Origin of the sequence: Sulfitobacter sp. PS-8MA (assembly GCF_040933935.1) — a bacterium.
GTDB lineage: Bacteria > Pseudomonadota > Alphaproteobacteria > Rhodobacterales > Rhodobacteraceae > Sulfitobacter.
Map to the genome: position 1 here is coordinate 69607 of NZ_JBFQYJ010000003.1, position 17397 is coordinate 87003.

General features: G+C 56.7%; 16 protein-coding genes and 2 pseudogenes. 12 read left to right on the plus strand and 6 right to left on the minus strand.

The window, feature by feature from the left end:
• Window positions 1-21 precede the first annotated feature (21 nt).
• From AB4M76_RS01420 to AB4M76_RS01465, 10 genes are all read left to right on the plus strand, one after another.
• Window positions 22-792 (plus strand): endonuclease/exonuclease/phosphatase family protein, encoded by a 771-nt coding sequence (locus tag AB4M76_RS01420; protein WP_368440048.1) that lies wholly within the window; start codon window positions 22-24, stop codon window positions 790-792.
• 466 nt (window positions 793-1258) lie between these two features.
• The gene (locus AB4M76_RS01425; RefSeq protein ID WP_067937569.1) at window positions 1259-2005 is read left to right on the plus strand and encodes a PRC-barrel domain-containing protein; all 747 of its coding nucleotides are present in this window, start codon (window positions 1259-1261) and stop codon (window positions 2003-2005) included.
• A gap of 644 nt (window positions 2006-2649) precedes the next feature.
• On the plus strand, window positions 2650-5118 hold the full coding sequence (locus AB4M76_RS01430) for an NAD-dependent epimerase/dehydratase family protein (protein ID WP_368440049.1): 2469 nt from the start codon (window positions 2650-2652) through the stop codon (window positions 5116-5118).
• Window positions 5090-6157, plus strand: coding sequence for a sodium:calcium antiporter (locus AB4M76_RS01435; protein ID WP_368440050.1), 1068 nt, complete (start codon window positions 5090-5092; stop codon window positions 6155-6157). Before AB4M76_RS01430 ends, AB4M76_RS01435 begins: the two co-directional genes overlap by 29 nt.
• Window positions 6158-6181: 24 nt before the next feature.
• Window positions 6182-6448, plus strand: a complete 267-nt coding sequence (locus AB4M76_RS01440) for a hypothetical protein (protein ID WP_067631353.1) — start codon at window positions 6182-6184, stop codon at window positions 6446-6448.
• Between the two features lie 130 nt (window positions 6449-6578).
• On the plus strand, window positions 6579-6752 hold the full coding sequence (locus tag AB4M76_RS01445; protein WP_368440051.1) for a hypothetical protein: 174 nt from the start codon (window positions 6579-6581) through the stop codon (window positions 6750-6752).
• A gap of 277 nt (window positions 6753-7029) precedes the next feature.
• Entirely contained in the window at window positions 7030-7425 is a 396-nt protein-coding gene (locus AB4M76_RS01450; protein WP_009827085.1) for a transposase, read from the plus strand.
• Window positions 7422-7772: an IS66 family insertion sequence element accessory protein TnpB gene (tnpB, locus tag AB4M76_RS01455; RefSeq protein WP_072630505.1), complete on the plus strand. Its 351-nt coding sequence runs from the start codon at window positions 7422-7424 to the stop codon at window positions 7770-7772. Before AB4M76_RS01450 ends, tnpB (AB4M76_RS01455) begins: the two co-directional genes overlap by 4 nt.
• 59 nt (window positions 7773-7831) lie before the next feature.
• Complete coding sequence (locus AB4M76_RS01460; protein WP_368440031.1) at window positions 7832-9472, plus strand: IS66 family transposase; 1641 nt, start codon at window positions 7832-7834, stop codon at window positions 9470-9472.
• The gene (locus AB4M76_RS01465) at window positions 9469-10071 is read left to right on the plus strand and encodes a plasmid pRiA4b ORF-3 family protein (RefSeq protein ID WP_368440030.1); all 603 of its coding nucleotides are present in this window, start codon (window positions 9469-9471) and stop codon (window positions 10069-10071) included. Before AB4M76_RS01460 ends, AB4M76_RS01465 begins: the two co-directional genes overlap by 4 nt.
• An 854-nt stretch (window positions 10072-10925) precedes the next feature.
• Here the strand turns inward: AB4M76_RS01465 and AB4M76_RS01470 are convergent.
• Window positions 10926-11135 (minus strand): annotated as a pseudogene (locus AB4M76_RS01470) (transposase domain-containing protein); the annotation flags it as partial.
• A 63-nt stretch (window positions 11136-11198) separates the two neighbouring features.
• Here AB4M76_RS01470 and AB4M76_RS01475 point away from each other — a divergent pair.
• Window positions 11199-11987, plus strand: a complete 789-nt coding sequence (locus tag AB4M76_RS01475; protein WP_368440052.1) for a transposase — start codon at window positions 11199-11201, stop codon at window positions 11985-11987.
• A gap of 1 nt (window position 11988) precedes the next feature.
• Here AB4M76_RS01475 and istB read toward each other — a convergent pair whose 3' ends face one another.
• Window positions 11989-12717 (minus strand): IS21-like element ISPkr1 family helper ATPase IstB, encoded by a 729-nt coding sequence (istB, locus tag AB4M76_RS01480; protein WP_317388941.1) that lies wholly within the window; start codon window positions 12715-12717, stop codon window positions 11989-11991.
• Entirely contained in the window at window positions 12647-14215 is a 1569-nt protein-coding gene (gene istA / locus AB4M76_RS01485) for an IS21 family transposase (protein ID WP_368440053.1), read from the minus strand. Before istA ends, istB begins: the two co-directional genes overlap by 71 nt.
• Before the next feature lie 125 nt (window positions 14216-14340).
• Between istA and AB4M76_RS01490 the strand changes: the two genes are divergently transcribed.
• Window positions 14341-14796 (plus strand): transposase, encoded by a 456-nt coding sequence (locus AB4M76_RS01490; protein ID WP_368440097.1) that lies wholly within the window; start codon window positions 14341-14343, stop codon window positions 14794-14796.
• Window positions 14797-15085: 289 nt separating this feature from the next.
• On the opposite strand, the pseudogene AB4M76_RS01495 reads toward AB4M76_RS01490, so the two are convergent.
• The 3 genes and pseudogenes from AB4M76_RS01495 to AB4M76_RS01505 form a co-directional block, all read right to left on the minus strand.
• Window positions 15086-16513: pseudogene (locus AB4M76_RS01495) on the minus strand (IS66 family transposase); the annotation flags it as partial.
• Between the two features lie 62 nt (window positions 16514-16575).
• Complete coding sequence (tnpB, locus tag AB4M76_RS01500; RefSeq protein ID WP_368440054.1) at window positions 16576-16923, minus strand: IS66 family insertion sequence element accessory protein TnpB; 348 nt, start codon at window positions 16921-16923, stop codon at window positions 16576-16578.
• On the minus strand, window positions 16920-17282 hold the full coding sequence (locus AB4M76_RS01505; RefSeq protein WP_368440055.1) for a transposase: 363 nt from the start codon (window positions 17280-17282) through the stop codon (window positions 16920-16922). The genes tnpB (AB4M76_RS01500) and AB4M76_RS01505 overlap by 4 nt, the downstream gene beginning before the upstream one ends.
• Window positions 17283-17397 lie beyond the last annotated feature (115 nt).

The window sequence follows — 17397 nt, forward strand, 5'->3', positions numbered from 1 at the left end:
ATTCGATCCACAAAAAGCATCATGGCTGGGTCCGACCCACGCGTCCTGTTGGCGGAAACGTCGGGGGTAAACAAGCTTATGGATAATGCTCTCTCACCAACCATCCGCGTCATGACATGGAACATTCATGGTGGCATAGGCCCGGACCGTAGCCGCGACCTGCGACGCGTGGTGGATTTGGTTCAAAGCCATCAGCCCCAAATCATTGCGCTGCAGGAAATTGATTCGCGTCGCGGAACATCGTCCACACCTGATGCGTTTGATTTCCTAAACAAAGAACTTGGCGGCAACAGCCATGCAACCCGTCTGATCCGCGCCCCGGACGGCGACTATGGCCATGCGGTAATAAGTTGCTGGCCGATGGCAGCGGCGCGCTATCATGACATTTCCTACAAGCGGCGCGAGCCGCGCGCGGCGATCGAAACAGTGGTGGATACACCCCATGGCTCTCTGCACGTTGTGGCAGCACATCTTGGTTTGAGTTTTCGTGAAAGACGCCAACAAGCCGAAAAGCTTGTGCAGATCGTTCGGAAGAGTGATAAATGTTCGGTGCTCATGGGCGATCTGAACGATTGGATTGCCGGAGGTGCAGTGCGGCGGATATTGGACAGACAATTCCCGGGACACAGCCACATGAAGACGTTCCCTGCATGTCGGCCCATTTTCCCGCTGGACCGCATATATTGCCGCCCGAAGTCGATACTGCAGCGCAGTCAGACAGATCATACGGCTCGGCTCGCTTCCGACCATCTTCCAGTTATCGCTGATCTCATCTTGGGAAACTGCCCGTAGCGCAACAAAATTATGGCCAAGGCGCCTGACACCATTGGCAGCCACCATGTCACTTCCGTCATCCATCTAGAGACTTCTTTCGACTGCAGCGTGGAGGCGCGACACATTTTGGAATACTCACTTTGTTGGAATAATCTGGTCTGCCCTACCGAACAACTTGGCAATGCTGCTTCATGAATCCTCTGGTCAGTGAACAACCTTACCGAAAAGGAACGATTCACGCTATTATCAAGTTTAACTCATGCGCGACACGCTTTCGACCCGCTGGTTTTCGCCAAAGTTCTTGAGCCCGCTTTTAACCTGAAATGCCGATAAAGTGGCGGAACTTGATACAGCCTCATCTCGTTTGTCTGTAGTAACAATGCAGGTCAGCCTGTGGCATCAATGCATTGCGCCTCCACTGGCAAGAGCTTCTCAGTCGGGTTCTCAGCCTGCGACAACTGCAATGCGGCAAAGGAGTAATGACATGACATGGAAGAATTCAACGATTTTGACGGTTACAGCATTAGTATTGGCAGAGCCGCTCTTGGCTCAGCAGAACGCTCTTGAGAACGCGCAGGTCGTTGCGCTTGACGACTGGCGTTACGATGACCTCTATACAAACGGTGTAAGTGCCCGAGACCTAATCGACAGGGAAGTGTACGGACAAACCGGCGACGAGATCGGCGACGTAGAAGATATCCTCATCGGTTCGGATGGGCAGGTTCGTTCTATCGTTGCGGAAGTCGGTGGCTTCTGGGATATCGGTGATACCCATGTCAGCATTCCCCTCAACAGAGTGGACATGTCGAATGGCCAGATCGTGGTTCCGATTACGGAAGATACCGTTGGCGATTACGGCTTCTGGAACGACGAACCCATTCAGAACGGTGCAGTCGACTCCGACATCGTCGAAGGTGTAGATGATGAGCCTATCCCACGCGCGTGGCGAGCCTCTGAATTGATTGGGGACTATGCTCGGCTTCAGAATGATGATGGCTATAACGATTACGGATATGTCAGCGACCTGATTCTGCGCGACAATCAGGTCGCTGCCGTGGTTGTTCAACCTCGGTCCGAATATGGACCAGGATATCGGGCTTATCCTTACTATGGTTATGATTCCGGCTGGAATGCTGGCAGCCCCAACTACGACATGCCCTATACCGAAGATGATGTCCGCGACGCCGAGCGTCTCGACTATAATCGCTTCGACAACTCACTTCAGCGATAATCCATCAGCCCGCTCGTTTCTGACGAGCGGGCTATTTCAGTCATAGGCCGAAAGTTAGGCTTCCATGCATACACTCTTCATCGCCGCTCCAGCGTTATCCCAGCCCCTGCCGCCGCTCAGGATGCGGCATCGATTTAAGTCGTCGAAAGCGATAAACAGGGTGAATTTCTCGCGGCTGAAGTCGGGCGAGCAGCCTATCTTTTCACTGCCGACACCCGAGCTGCGGATGGCAAAGTGGCAGAAATTTCCTACATAACCCCAGAATGTTTGAATGCGTAACCGTAAGGGCTGTAACGGTATCTGATTACGCCTGAGGGAGAAAAGTTTACGCCAAATGGCGGGCATGTTCCAAGTGAACTAATCAAGCCGCGCGCTGTCGTGCCTTTACTGCAGTGTCAGTGGCATAATCGGCCAAATTTTATCAAGCCATAACCCAGCCTCGAATTATCGCACCATGCCACCGCAGGCCTCTGTCCACCCCTGCGCTTATTTTCCTCATCCCGGCGTTTCCCGCCGATGGAGTGATACTGCGGAGTAAGGCCTCAACGCTCCTCTCTCGGCGCTTGCGTGACTGGGAGTGTTTCGCTGGATCATATTGTGGTGTGGGGAGTTGATAGAATACGCAACAGGGGGAACTCGGAAGCATGACAGGGAACAAACCAGTTGTAGTTGTTACCGGCGCAGCAGGCAACATCGGCAGTAAACTTAGCAAGATTCTTGCGCGGAAGCATCGAGTCATCGGCCTCGACCTTCCAGCGAACTGCGAAGGGCGAGAAGGATTAATTGGCTGCGATATTACCGATCCGGAATCGACTGCGCGGGCCATAGAGAGATTGCACGAGGCAACCGCTAGCGAACCTATTGCATCAGTCATCCATCTGGCAGCCTATTTCGATTTCAGCGGCGAGGATCGACCTCAATACGAAGCGGTGAACGAGGAAGGCACACGCAACTTGCTGCGCGCTTTGCAGGATATCGAGGTCGAACAATTCGTCTATTCGGGAACCATGCTTGTCCATCGAGCGGGACGTCCGGGTGAACGTATTACCGAAGATACGCCGCTGGCACCCCGTTGGGCTTATCCGCAGTCGAAGGCCCGCACTGAAGAGATTATTCGAGAAGAAGCAGGCGATATACCCACTGTTTTCCTGCATCTGGCCGGACTTTATGACGATGAGACTGCGGTGCCCACGTTGAGCCACCAGATTGCCCGAATCTATGAGCGTACCTTTAAGGCGCATCTATATTCCGGCAACACCGAAGCTGGACAGGCATTTATTCATCTCGATGACATGTTGGAACTTTTCGTTTGCGTGGTAAACAGCCGCAAAGAGTTGCAAGCCGGGGAGGTAATTCTCGCGGGTGAGCCAGATACGGTGAGCTACGACGCGCTCCAAGACCGCATCGGGGCGTTGATCCATGGCGAGGAGAGTTGGAGAACGTTTGTCCTGCCTTCCTCGATGGCCAAGTTGGGCGCCAGGCTCGAAACAGAATCCGAGCCGGTGGTGCCCGATACTCTTGATCAAGGAGAAAAGCCCTTTATCCGTCCTTTCATGATCGACATGGCAAGCGATCAATACGCGCTCGACATCTCGAAGGCGCGCCACCTGCTGGACTGGGAACCGGAGCGACGCATCATGGACCGGCTGCCGATGCTGATCAAGGCACTGAAGGATAATCCTTTGGGTTGGTACCGCGCCAACGGCATCACGCCGCCGCCCTGGCTTGAAGCGGCAGACAAACGGGTAGATGATCCTGAAGCGTTGCGCGTGCAACACGAGACGGAATATCGCGAACAGCACCGTGCCAACCTATGGAGCGGCTGGGCCAACGCGGGCCTTGGCCTGTGGTTGCTGACCTCCCCGCCTTTGTTGGGCGTACAGGATCCCGGTATGATCGTTAGCGACGTAATCTCTGGGCTGCTCCTGTTTGTCTTTGGTATGCTATCACTGTCTTGGCAGATGCCTTGGGCACGGTTTGGCGCCGCAGTTCTGGGCTGTTGGATCATGTTCGCGCCGCTAGTCTTCTGGACAGACAATGGCGCGGCTTACCTGAATGACACCCTCGTAGGTATGCTCGCCGTGGCCTTCGCGCTATGCTTGTCGCCGACGCCGGGGGTTTCGCCGGTGGCCGCACAAACCGGGCCGACAATTCCCAAGGGCTGGAATTACTCTCCATCTGATTGGTTCCAACGCCTTCCGGTCATCATGTTGGCGGTCGTGGGTCTTCTCGTCTCCCGTTATCTCACGGCCTATCAACTCGAAACCATTGGCGGCGTTTGGGAACCGTTTTTTAGCGGCACCTTGGAAGGGAAGAACGGAACCGAACAGATCATCACCTCATCCGTTTCCGAAGCTTGGCCAGTGCCAGACGCCGGTATAGGTGCGCTGACCTATGCATTGGAGATCATCGTTGGTGCCATAGGCTCAGCGAGGCGGTGGCGCACGATGCCATGGCTCGTAGTACTTTTCGGGATCATGATCGTGCCGCTCGGCGCAGTGTCGATCTTTTTCATCGTGATCCAGCCTATTGTAATCGGTACCTACTCAACACTGGCTCTGATTGCTGCCGCCGCAATGGTCTGGCAGATCCCCTATTCGCTTGACGAACTGGTCGCGACCTACCAGTTCCTGCGACGGCGTCACCGGGCAGGTCAGCCTTGGTTGCTCGTGTTTTTTACAGGCGACACCGACGAAGGTCCCGATGACCATCCGCTGGACGATTTCGAACGCAGCCCCCAAGTGATCATAAAGGACATGGTTTCAGGCGGAATGACCTTTCCTTGGACGCTTATGGCATCACTCGCGCTCGGCCTCGTGCTAATGCTGTCGCCACTGGTTTACGGATGGGACAGCGGGACTGCCGCTACGAACCACGTCGTGGGCGCGCTGGTCATCACCGTGACCGTCGCCGCACTCGCCCCAGTGGCTCGACTGGGACGTTTTTTGAACGCGCTGATGGGAATAGTCCTGCTTTTTGCACCTTTGGTCGTCGGCGCCAGCTGGGGTGCCCTGTTGTTTTCGGCCTTCATCGGATTCGCGCTGATCGCTCTCAGCATTCCTCGTGGCCCAATCAGAAGCACCTATGGCACTTGGGATCGGTTCATTAGATAACGCTATGGTCCCATTTGATGCTCTGTCCGTCGTTATTCTAATCGCGGTTTTCTGTGTCGCGGCTGGTTCCGTCTGGCTCGCCGGGGTGCGCCTGTCACGCTATGCCGATGGGATCGCACGTGAATTCGGGGTTGGACAGGCAGTGCTGGGGGTAGTCCTGCTGGGCGGGATCACCTCGCTACCCGAAATTGCCGTGACGGGCACCGCAGCGATTGGCGGCAATGCTGCGTTGGCGGTCAATAACTTGTTGGGCGGTTTCACAATGCAAGTCACCGTGCTCGCTCTGGCCGACATGGCAATCCGTCGCAACGCACTAACTGGCACCGTGCCCGATCCCATCGTACTCCTGCAGGGTGTGCTGGGCATCATTCTGATTGCTGTGACGATCACCGGCATCGGCGTGGGCGATATCCCCTTCGCTGGGGCAGGCCTTTGGACATGGGGCATTGCTGCGCTCTTCGTCTATGCCGTACGTATGGTCGCCCGTGCACAAGACAAACCCGGTTGGGAAGTTATAGGCGAACCGCTTTCGCCGGACATCGACGTGGATGACCCGACTGAGAATCTCACACGCCCGCAACTGCTGGGTGCGACAGCGGCAGTAGCTCTGGTAATTCTAGTCATGGGATATTTTCTCTCCACCAGCGGCGAGGCACTGGCAGAGCGCACAGGGCTAGGCGACAGCTTTTTCGGTGCGGTATTTATCGCGATCTCGACATCTCTACCCGAGATCAGCACCGTTCTCACAGCGGTCAAGCTGGGACGTCACGTCATGGCAGTTTCGGACATTTTCGGCACCAATTTGTTCGACGTTGGCGTGATATTTTTGGTTGATCTACTCTATCCGGGCGGGGCAGTTCTAAACGAGGTTGGAATGTTCTCTATCGTCGCAGGACTGACAGGCATTGTGGTGACTGCGGTCTATGTGATTGGCCTGATCGAGCGGCGCGATCCGGCTCTGTTCGGCGTCGGACTCGATTCCTACGCCGTTATGACTATCTACATTGGAGGGATCGCGTTACTGTTCACGCTCCGGTGACGTTTCAGAAAATAGGAGGCTGAGATGACCGACCCCGAAAAGCCAGCGCCCGGTGAAGTGCTTCTGCCCGAAATCGGAAAAAATTTGACCCGCAATGAAATTATGGACGTACTGGCGGATGAAGGCTATTCGGCTAGCGGACGGAAAGGCTGGCTGAAGCAGGTTCTGACCCGGCTTGAAACGGAACAGCACGAAAGCCCGAACAGCACCCGCGCCGAACTGGTGGCCGAGATTTCGGATATCCTAAAAGAAAACGTCCCAGGTGACCCCAAAGCGGACGATAGCTTGTGAATCTGGCGCGAGGTTTCTCCTTACTGCCAGGTTCACGCCATTTCCGAGAGTCAATGTCGGAATCTACATTCCATACGACGGGTGCCACAGCGAGACATATACCCATCACAACATAAACAAGGAGACACCAATGGAACCGAACCAATTTGAAGAGAAAGCTCATGAGCTGGAAGAAGCAATGACGGAGCGGTCAGGTGAAATCGCGCGAAGCAGAGCTTCAGAAGCTGAACATCAGAAATTATTGGTGCTTCAAAGGAAATCGGAAACGCTCCTTAGAGAGACCCAACACCTAAAAAGACGATAAAGAAAAACACGATTTCATCCGACAAGCCAATGAACTGCTTCTTGAACTACGTCAGCGTCCACTTGCGTAAATGGAAATTAGCGTGATCTGCGGAAAATGGTGGCAAATCGCTTTGGCAGGTTCAGAAAAGACCCGATAGAATTGTTAGTAGTCTCACGCGATCGTGAAGGTTGTGTTCGACGGCGCTTTCTAACCTTGCTCCGGACTGAGACGATCGTAAACCTTCGCCGAGGGCCGTCTGGCTGCTGAGCTGTGAGATCGTTTATCGAGTGTCCCTATGGACGCACACGAAGACACCCCCCGCATTCAAGTTTTGTCAGTCTCTGATACCGGCCGTCGCCGCCGTTGGTCTGATGACGAAAAAATCCGTATCGTTGAGGAAAGCTTTGGCGACGGCGTGACAGTGGCGGAGGTAGCACGACGCCATGAGGTATCGCGGTCTCAGCTTTATGATTGGCGTTATCGCCATAAGAATGGATTGCTTGGTTCTGGCCCGCAATTTTTGCGCGTTATGAAGATCGAAGATGCTTCTGATGGCACTGACACTGCGCCAGCGCCGCAAGCTCCTGTCATGACTATTGATCTCGGAAAGCGGTGTCGTGTGGCGATCCCGTCAGGTTTTGACATGGAAGCTGCTGCGCAGCTGCTTAACGGCTTGATGGTGCGGTCATGATCGCGTTTCCGGCTGGAACGAAGGTGTGGATTGCAGGTGGTGTGACGGATATGCGCCGAGGCATGAATACTTTGGCGCTGACAGTGCAACAGGGGCTTGGGCGTGATCCGCATGCGGGCGAGATCTTTTGCTTCAGAGGTCGAAAGGGTGACCTGGTGAAGCTGCTCTGGCATGACGGGGTGGGCATGTCGTTATATTTGAAGCGTCTTGAGGCGGGGAAGTTCATCTGGCCGGTGAGCCAAGACGGGACGGCTGTTGCGATATCTGCGGCGCAGTTGGGCTATCTTCTCGAGGGGATCGATTGGCGTAACCCACGCTGGACGCAAAGGCCCAAAGCGGCTGGATAATTTGCGCTGAAGCGCCTGTTTTTATTGGTATTTAGCGGCTTCTGTGGTAAATATTTGCCATGTCCGACGCCGCTTCCGAAATTGCCAGATTAAGCGCTGCACTTGCCGCGCAGACCGCCCGTGCGCAGGCTGCGGAAACCGAATTGGCGCAGGCTCGCGCTCTGGCCTCCTGCACAGACGCAATGATCCAAGAATTGAAGCTGGAGATCGCCAAGCTTCGGCGTGACAAATATGGCATCACCTCCGAGCGTCGCACGCGGCTGATTGATCAGCTGGAATTGCAGCTTGAGGAATTGGAAGCGGCCGCAACCGAGGATGCGCTGGCGGCTGAACAGGCTGCGGACAAGGCCAGCGCCGTGCGTGTCTTCACGCGACGCAAGCCCGTGCGCAAACCGTTCCCCGATCATTTGCCTCGCGAGCGGGTTGTCGTCGAAGCACCTGCCGCCTGCACCTGCTGTGGCTCGGACCGGATCGTAAAGATGGGTGAAGATGTCACCGAGACGCTGGAGGTGATCCCCCGCCAGTGGAAGGTGATCCAAACGGTCCGCGAGAAATTCACTTGCCGAGCTTGCGAGAAGATCAGCCAACCGCCGGCCCCGTTCCACGCCATTCCGCGCGGTTGGGCAGGGCCGCAACTGATCGCGATGATCGCCTTCGACAAGTATGGACAACATCAACCTTTGAACCGGCAATCCGAGCGCATTGCACGGGAGGGGATTGATCTGAGCCTGTCCACCTTGGCTGATCTGATCGGCCATACCTGTGTGGCGCTGACCCCCATTCATGCGTTAATCGCGCGCCACGTGCTGGATGCTGGCCGTTTGCATGGTGACGATACCACCGTGCCGCTACTGGCGCGTGGTGGCGCAAAAACGGCGCGACTGTGGACCTATGTGCGCGACGATCGACCGTGGGGTGGGGGTGCGCCACCTACCGCACTCTTCCACTTCTCAACAGATCGCCGGAAAGAACACCCGACACGGCATCTGGCCGAATGGCACGGTGTTCTTCAGTCGGACGTCTATGGCGGCTACAATGATTTGTATCTCGCAGATCGTAGCCCGGGCCCGGTCCGTAGTGCGCTGTGTTGGAGCCACTCAAGGCGCAAGTTCTTTGAACTGGCCGACATCAAGGCCATAGCCCGCAAGGGTAAAAAGGTAGCAAAAGAAATCTCGCCCATCGCGCTGGACGCTGTGACGCGGATCGATGCGATCTTTGCGGCCGAGCGTAACATCACCGGCCTGTCAGATGCAGCGCGTCGTGAAGCTCGCCAGCAGTGGGTAGCGCCGATGGTCAATGATCTGCATGATTGGATGCAGGCCGAGCGGGCTCGGATGTCAAAGCACAACCCAGTTGCCAAGGCGATCAACTACATGCTCGAGGGCACAGGTCGCTGGGAGGCCTTCACCGCATTCCTTGATGACGGGCGTCTCTGCCTCACGAACAATGCCGCCGAACGGGCGCTCAGAGGGATCGCATTGGGCAGAAAGTCATGGCTTTTTGCAGGGTCTGAACGCGGTGGCGACAGGGCAGCCTTCATGTATACCCTCATTGTCACAGCAAAGATGAACGACATCGACCCGCAGGCATGGATGGCAGACGTCTTGGCGCGACTGCCCGAGATGCCTGTGTCACGCTTGCCAGAGCTGTTACCCTGGAATTGGAAGGCCGCCATGGGATTGAAGAGGATTGCTGCATGACGCTGGTCGCGCGCATCAAGGTCACATTGTCCGATGTCGAGCCTCAGGTGCTTCGACGCTTTGATGTGCCCCTCAAGATCAAGCTGAACCGCCTGCATGATGTGATCCAGGCTGCCATGGGATGGACTGACAGTCACTTGTATGAGTTCAGAGCCGGTGGCAGCGGCTGGGGCGTGCCAGACCCAGATGGTTTTTACGATGGCCCGATGCCCGCCAGCAAAACCAGCCTGCTTGACGTGATCGAAGATTTGGGAACCAAGACCATCCATTACATCTATGACTTTGGCGACAACTGGCACCACGTGATCAAGATCGAGAAAATCGATGGCTCTATCGCGGGCGCCGCATATCCACGCCTTGTCAGGGCTATCGGTGCTTGCCCTCCGGAGGATGTGGGTGGCTTCTCCGGCTACGCTGACTTCCTCGATGCCATAGCCGACCCCAAGCACGAAGAACACAGCCAGATGCTGGAATGGTATGGGGGGCAGTTCGACCCGGATGAGGCAGAGATCGGCCGCATCCTCGATAACTTCGAGCGTCTTGCAAAGAAATGGGCCCCGAAACCGCGCAAACCAAAAGCCGCACCCAAACGCCTCTGATCAATACGGCGCGCCCACGGCCTTCGCCGAATGCTTACAGACGATCTCATCATGTATCCAGTTCGGACGAGCAATGTGGTGTCACGACGAGAGCGCGCAAGCACTTCGGGGACCGCTCGCCCAAGCACATCGTCGCCTTGATCGAAAACAACCGCGGCAACAGAGCTCGCCATCAATCCGGAGCGAATTTTTATGGCATCTGGATCGGCGGCGAGTTCCCAGGCGATCCGCAGGACCCGCGAGCCAAAGATCGCTGCCGCCGGCCTTCGGAACCTTCGCCAACGCGGCGTTGAGGCGAATGCCAGCGCGAAATTTCTTTGCAAGCTGATAGCGGACGAAAATTAAACGCGCTGATTCGACACCACAAGGCGCGGCACCGCTTTGGTCGACCAAACGACGTTAGCTGAGGTTTCCTGATTGGGACTAATCGCCTATCAAAGACAAAGGTAATATAGTATGAACCCATGCGCTCTGACCTCTTCCCGCCTTTGCAGCTCGGCACTCCTTCCGACCGACTGACATACTTCCGCTGCTTTCTTATCGGCAGGACTGAAATCCGGAGCTTCATCAGGCGTCGAAAAGCTTATAGCCAGACAGAACCCATTAAATTCGGCGACATATACAGGATGCTGTTGGGCCATAGCCTGCAAGGGCAGGACAGCTAGCGCCAAAATCGCGGCAACTTTCAATTTAGAACCTCCCAATCTGACCGCTTCCTAACCTCGGCAAGCGGCGTTTCGAGTTTTAGCGCCTTTTACCAGAGCCTCTGCAACTTGGCTGTTAAAGCCCAGCATACTCGACGTTGTATTGAGGCTTCACGCAATGCATTGTAACCGCGCCATCGATACCGCGGTTTACGCGGCTTGACTGTCAACTTCTTGTGGCAACGCCTTCCAGTTCCACGGCAGCAATTCGTCCAGCTTGTTGATCTTGTGGTCGTGGATACGGTCGAGAACGTCCGCGAGATATGCCTGTGGATCGAGGCCGTTTAGCTTGGCTGTTTCGATAATGGTCCTGGCGCGAGCTAAAGTTTCCGCACCTGTGTCGGCGCCTGCAAAGAGCCAGATGAGATGACCGTTTTCCGTGATTGCAGTGCATAATTGTGCGGCGAGGAAAGGAGAACTGTTATGGATAATTTTGATGCCTATGTGGGGCTCGATGTACACAAAGATACAATCGCTGTGGCTTTTGCTGAAGGCGAACGATCCGGCGAGGTTTGCTCTTTGGGTTCAATCCCGAACGAGGCGACCGCAATCAATCGAATGGTCAAGAAATTGGCGGTCAGGTTTGAAGCGATATCTTTTGCCTATGAAGCAGGTCCGTGCGGCTATGGCCTGCACCGCCATCTTATCGGACTCGGACACGAATGCGACGTCGTTGCACCCTCCAGAACCCCTGTTCAGCCGGGAAAGCGGCGCATGAAGAACGATACGATCGACGCGCTGAATCTGGCCCGACTGCACCGGGCCGGTGAACTCACCTGTATCTGGACGCCGGATGCGACCCACGAGGCGATGCAGGACCTGGTCAAGGCGCGGCGCATATCCTCTCATCAAGTTCGTAAGGCACGCCAGCGCATCAGGTGCTTCTTGTTGAAGCACGGCCGGCGTTATGAACGGAAGAAATGGGGGCATCGACATCGGGTCTGGCTGGCAGATCTTCAGTTCGGCCATGTGGCAACGCAATTCGCTTTGCAGAGCTATCTCAATGAGGAAGAGCAAGCTGTTGATCGACGGGCCCAGATTGACGGACAGATTGAGAACCTGATGTCTGACTGGGTTTTGGCTGTCAATCGGCAGGCAATCTTGACCCCCTATCGGCATCCAAAAATGACCCCCCATCGGAGCGCTCGGGTAGCTGGCCCGATGCGGTGTAGCCTTTATACAGCGCAGCCGTATCGGGCCAGCGGGGTTTAGGTCATTCGCGGGTCTTGAAGCGCCAGCTCTCGTTGCCGGTTTCGACGATGTCGCAGTGGTGTGTAAGGCGATCGAGCAGTGCTGTCGTCATCTTGGCGTCTCCGAAGACTGATGGCCACTCACCGAAGTCGAGGTTGGTCGTTACGATGATGGACGTGCGCTCGTAGAGGCGACTGACGAGGTGGAACAGCAGCTGACCGCCAGTCTGGGCGAAGGGGAGATAGCCGAGCTCGTCGAGGATCAGGAAGTCGAGGCGGCACAAGAGATCCGCAGTGCGCCCCTGGCGATCAGCCCGGGCTTCTGCGTCGAGTTTGTTCACAAGGTCGACGATGTTGAAGAAGCGGCCGCGTTTACCACGGCGGATGCAGGCCCTGGCGATGCTCACGGCAAGATGGGATTTGCCGGTCCCGGTGCCGCCGATCAGCACGACGTTGCGTTGATGTTCAAGGAACTCTCCGGAGGCCAGATCGCGCACCAGCGTCTCGTTGACCGGCGTGTTCTCGAAGCTGAACTCATCGACCTCCTTGGCCAGTGGTAGTTTGGCAATCCTCATCTGGTATCTGATCGAACGCGCCTGCTTTTCGCTGATCTCGGCGTGCAGGAGGTCGCCGACGATCTGTTGCGGTTCGTGCTGACGCTTCACTGCTGTCGTGATGATCTCATCGTAGGCGGCCTTCATGCCGTAGAGCTTCAGCTGGCTCATCGCATCCAGCACTTGTGATCTTTCCATGGTTGGGTCTCCTGAGGCTGTCGTAACGTTGGCAATCGGCCACGGGCTGGCAAGTCAGCCGCAACGCGTCCGGCGTATCGATGGTCAACGGCGGCGGCGGCTCACGATGCCGGGCCAAGATGTTAATGATGACGGAGGCGGCGTGAGCCCCTTCATTCAGGGCTTCGGCACAAGCGGCATCCACGGCATCCAGCCCGTCGGTTGGGATCATGCTCAGGATCTGAACCATCTGGCGGTCGCCGTTCGGCACCTTACCAAGCTTGCGCTGCACACGCCTGATTGCTGGCGGCAGCTCCCAGTCCTTGAAGGGCGCACCATTCCTGAGCGCGCCCGGTTTGCGAGCCAGAACAGGGATGTAGTGCAGCGGGTTGTAAATCGACTTATCGCGGCCGAAGGCTCGGTCGTGCTGCCCCACAATCTTACCGTCCTGCCAGAACTCGACTCGCTCGGCATAAGCACGGATCTCAACTGGGCGTCCGACGGCTCGACCATCCACCGAGTAGCGGTTCTTATCGAACCGAACGAGGCAGGTTTTGGACACCGAGGCAGGCAGCGCGTGGAAGCCATTGAAGGGGCCGACATACGGCACCAAGCTGGCTCGTTCTTGCTTGAACACCTCCCAAGTTGTCCGATCCCGGAGCTCGGGGTGCGGGTTGGACTGAGCCCAGGCAACGCACCGGTCTTCAAGCCAAGCGTTCAGTTCGGCATAGCTTTTAAACTTCGGTCGCGGCACGAAGAACCGCCGCCGGACAACGCCGACCTGGTTCTCGACCTGTCCCTTCTCCCAGCCCGAGGCGGGGGTGCAGGCGACCGGATCGACCAAGTAATGTCCGCACATCTGCTGGAACCGGCGATTATAGGCGCGGTCGCGACCGACAAAGATCGTATCCACCGCCGTCTTCATGTTGTCGTAAATCCCCCGAGCACAGGCTCCGCCGAAGAAGGCAAAAGCTTTGTCGTGGGCGTCAAAGACCATCTCCTGTGACTCGCGCGGGTAGGCTCGTACGAACAGCATTCGGCTATGGCAAAGGCGGACGTGCGCCACCTTCACTGTCGTCGTCGCGCCATCGATCACCACGATCTCATGGCTCCAATCAAACTGATAGGCCTCACCGGGATCGAAGGTCAGCGGCACATAGGCAGCGGCTGATGCCCCCTGTTCCTCCTTGGACCATGAGGCCGCGTAGCGCCGGACAGCATCGTAGCCGCCGTCATATCCGAGGGCTCTGAGTTCTTCGAAGACCCTAATCCGGGTCAGCCTCTCACGCTTGGGCTTGCGCGCGTTCACTGACAGCATCTCGTCGAGCTTGTCTTTCCAGGGCCCAATCTTCGGCTGCGGCTGGACCGTCCGCTCGTAGGTGAGCTCCGTCACACCGGATCGGATTACCTTGCGCACCGTGTTCCGCGATACCCGTAACTCCCGGCAAATCTGCTTAATCGGCTTCTTGTCCTGAAAATACGCCCGCCGGATCTTCGCAATCGTCTCCACAACCAACATCCCACACTGTGCTCCCCGATAGCCTCGGGGGCATTATCCACATCAGTGTAAGGGGGTCATTTTTGGACGCCGATCACCCCTCTACGGGGTCAAAATTGCATGCTTGTTCACATTTGGCCCCGATCGTGCGAGAACTCACAGCCCTTCGCGGTCTTGACATAGTGATAGCCGCAGCGGTTGTCGCCGAAGTCGGCGATTTTGCTCGGTTTGAAAACCCACGTCGACTGATGAGCTATTTTGGCCTAGTGCCGGGGGAATTCTCAAGTGGGTCCAGCATACGCCCGCGCGGGATCACTAAGGCAGGATCCTCGGACGTTCGCGCGCTCTTGTTCGAAGCTGCTTGGCTCTACCGGCTGAAGCCAAAAGTGGGACAGTGGTCACTGGTTCGACAGAAAGACCTGTCACAGGCGGCGAAGGATATCGCCTGGAAAGCGCAGTTGCGATTGTATGGCCGATATCAGCGTCTCACGCAGATACGCCACAAACGCAGTCAGGTGGCTGTGACAGCTGTCGCGCGTGAACTGGTTGGATTTATCTGGGCGATTGCTCGCAACGCAGAAGGCGGAATGGCCGTACGATAGAGCAATCTCGGGCCGAACAAATCTGATGGTCTGTATGCAGAACGTTGAGACCGGTTAAGGGAATCCTTGGGCAAGAATTTGGAGCCGGCAAACCGGATCTCCGCAGCTAGATTAAGGCAGCCCTTTACGCCGTACCATCAATATGGGGCCGAACAGGATCCCCGAATGAGAGTTTGAGCAACCGTCGCGTTGAACTCAGCGTTCTGCACCAGCCCATCAGCCAAAAGTCAACAAACGTCTTATCGGCGATCGGTGAAGCACGCCCGAAATCTTGACAACGGTCATGAGAATTCTTTCGCCCAATACCAATAGGGCGCAGAGCCCGCTCTGCTGGGTTATTGTCGATGGCTACGCGACCATCGGACAGGAACAGGCTGAAGGCATCCCTTCGACTGAGGCCATAGCGGAAGGCCTTGGCCAGATCGCTTTTGCCAGGAATGCGCAGGAGTTGCTGTTCGGACCACTCGAAGAAGGCCTCCACCCTTGGTCGGCTCAGCCTTTGACGGGCCGCAAGGCGAGCCTCTGCGGACTGGCCGTTAATGTCACGCTCAATATCATAGAACTCACCGATCCGGTCGAGCGCCTCGCGCGCGATCTCGGACTTGGTTGAGGTCCAAAAGTCGTGGAAGTCTCGCCGCAGGTGCGCCCAACAGGCCGCTTCGCGCAAACGCGGCGGGCCATCGGGTTGAGGCGCGTAGAGCTTGGCATAGCCCTTGTAGCCGTCCGCTTGCAGAATGCCGCGGGCATCGGCCAGATGACTTAGCACGTGCTCTTCTTTCCAGTTGGGCGCAAACCGGTAGACAGCGCCAGGTGGCGCGGCTCCTGCCCACGGGCGCTGGTCACGCACGTAGGCCCAGACCCGGCCTTGTTTCACGCCTTTCCCCAACCCTTTATCTCTTCTGGAGCGGTCCAATACCCGGATCGGGGTATCGTCCGCATGCAGAAGGTCGCTGCTCAGAATGTCCGCATCGATCCGCTCGATCAGCGGCGATAGTGTCTTCATGGCGCGGCCGCACCAGCCCACAAGTGTGCTTTCGGGGATGTCGGCCCCCATGCGCTCGAAGATTTCATGCTGACGGTAAAGAGGAAGATGGTCGTCAAACTTCGAGACCAACACATGCGCCAGGAGGTTCGGTCCGGCCATGCTGCCCGGGATCGGACGGCTGGGCGCAGGTTCTTGCACCATCCGCTCGCAGCGCCGACAGGATTTCTTGATCCGAGCGATCTGGATCACCTTCATCTGGGCGGCGATCATGTCGAGCAGTTCGCTGACATCCTCGCCCACCACGCGCAGATCGCCCCCACAGTCTGGACAACACGCACCTGGGTCAAGCTCGCGGCGTTCCCGCGGGGTCGCATCCGAGACACGGGGGCGGCGGCGCAAAACAGTAGCTGACGCCTCCTCTGGAACGGGCTCGTCCAACCCTTCGTCGATAGGGGCGTCGTCCTTCTCAGCCACTGCAACCAACAGGTCTTCCAAAGCCAGTTCCAGTTGCTCGATCTCGCGCTCGACCTTCTCCGAGGATTTACCAAACGCCAGCTTTTGCAACTTGGCGATCCGCAGGCGCAGCGTCTGCACCAATTGATCATGGGCCCGCAGCGTGGCTGACATCTTGGCGTTTTCCGCCGCAATCTGAGCATTTTCGGCCTGCAATGCCGCAATCATCGCCTTCAATTCGGCGGGGTCATTTGGCATTTTTTTGGCGGAGTGCGACATGCGCCTGACTACCAAAATTCAGGCGCAAACACCATATAAATATAGCAGATCAGAAGCTATAATCACCCCACGCGCTCAGGCGGAGCGCCCCAAGCAGGGCGTCGCCAATCAATGCCTTCCCAGAGCATTGCAAGCTGCGCAGAGGTCAAACGCAAGGCACCGTCTTCCGCGCTCGGCCAAGGAAAGCGACCGCGTTCCAGAACCTTGTAATAGAGACAAAACCCCTGACCGTCCCAGTAAAGAAGCTTAACCCGATCCCCGCGCCGCCCCCGGAAGGTAAACACAGCACCGCCCGTGGGCTTCTGACGCAATACATCTTGAGCCATAGCGGACAAACCTGCGATCCCTTTGCGCATGTCCGTCACACCGCACGCCAGATACACACGGACACCGGTTCCGGGCCCGATCATGCTGCCTCAACTGCCCGAATGAGTTGCTGGACGCGCTCTAATGGCAGATCACTGGCGCAGCGTAGCTTGCGTCCATTTCCAAGCACGACTTCGATCTCCAACGGTTGTCGATCTTTTGATTGCTCTGGCTCAGAAGGCGAAGGCAGCGGCAGAAAGACCGTCTCCGAAGCCCGCGGCAAAACCCCTTTACGCCGAAGTTCCTGGCGCCACTGGTAGATATGCTGGCGTGTAATGTCATGACAACGCGCAACATCACTGACCGTTGCGCCATTTAAGCCAACCTTTTCGAGGATCGATAACTTCTCCTCTTCGCGCCAACGGCGCCTTCGCTCAACGCCGACAATCACTTCATGACGCATATCTCGTCCCATCTCATACGACGTCAGTAACGACGACAATAACGACAGTAGCTAAGTGAGTATGGGTTCACGCGGCAGGCGGTAACAATCGAGCGCTTACAATGCATTTTTCTCC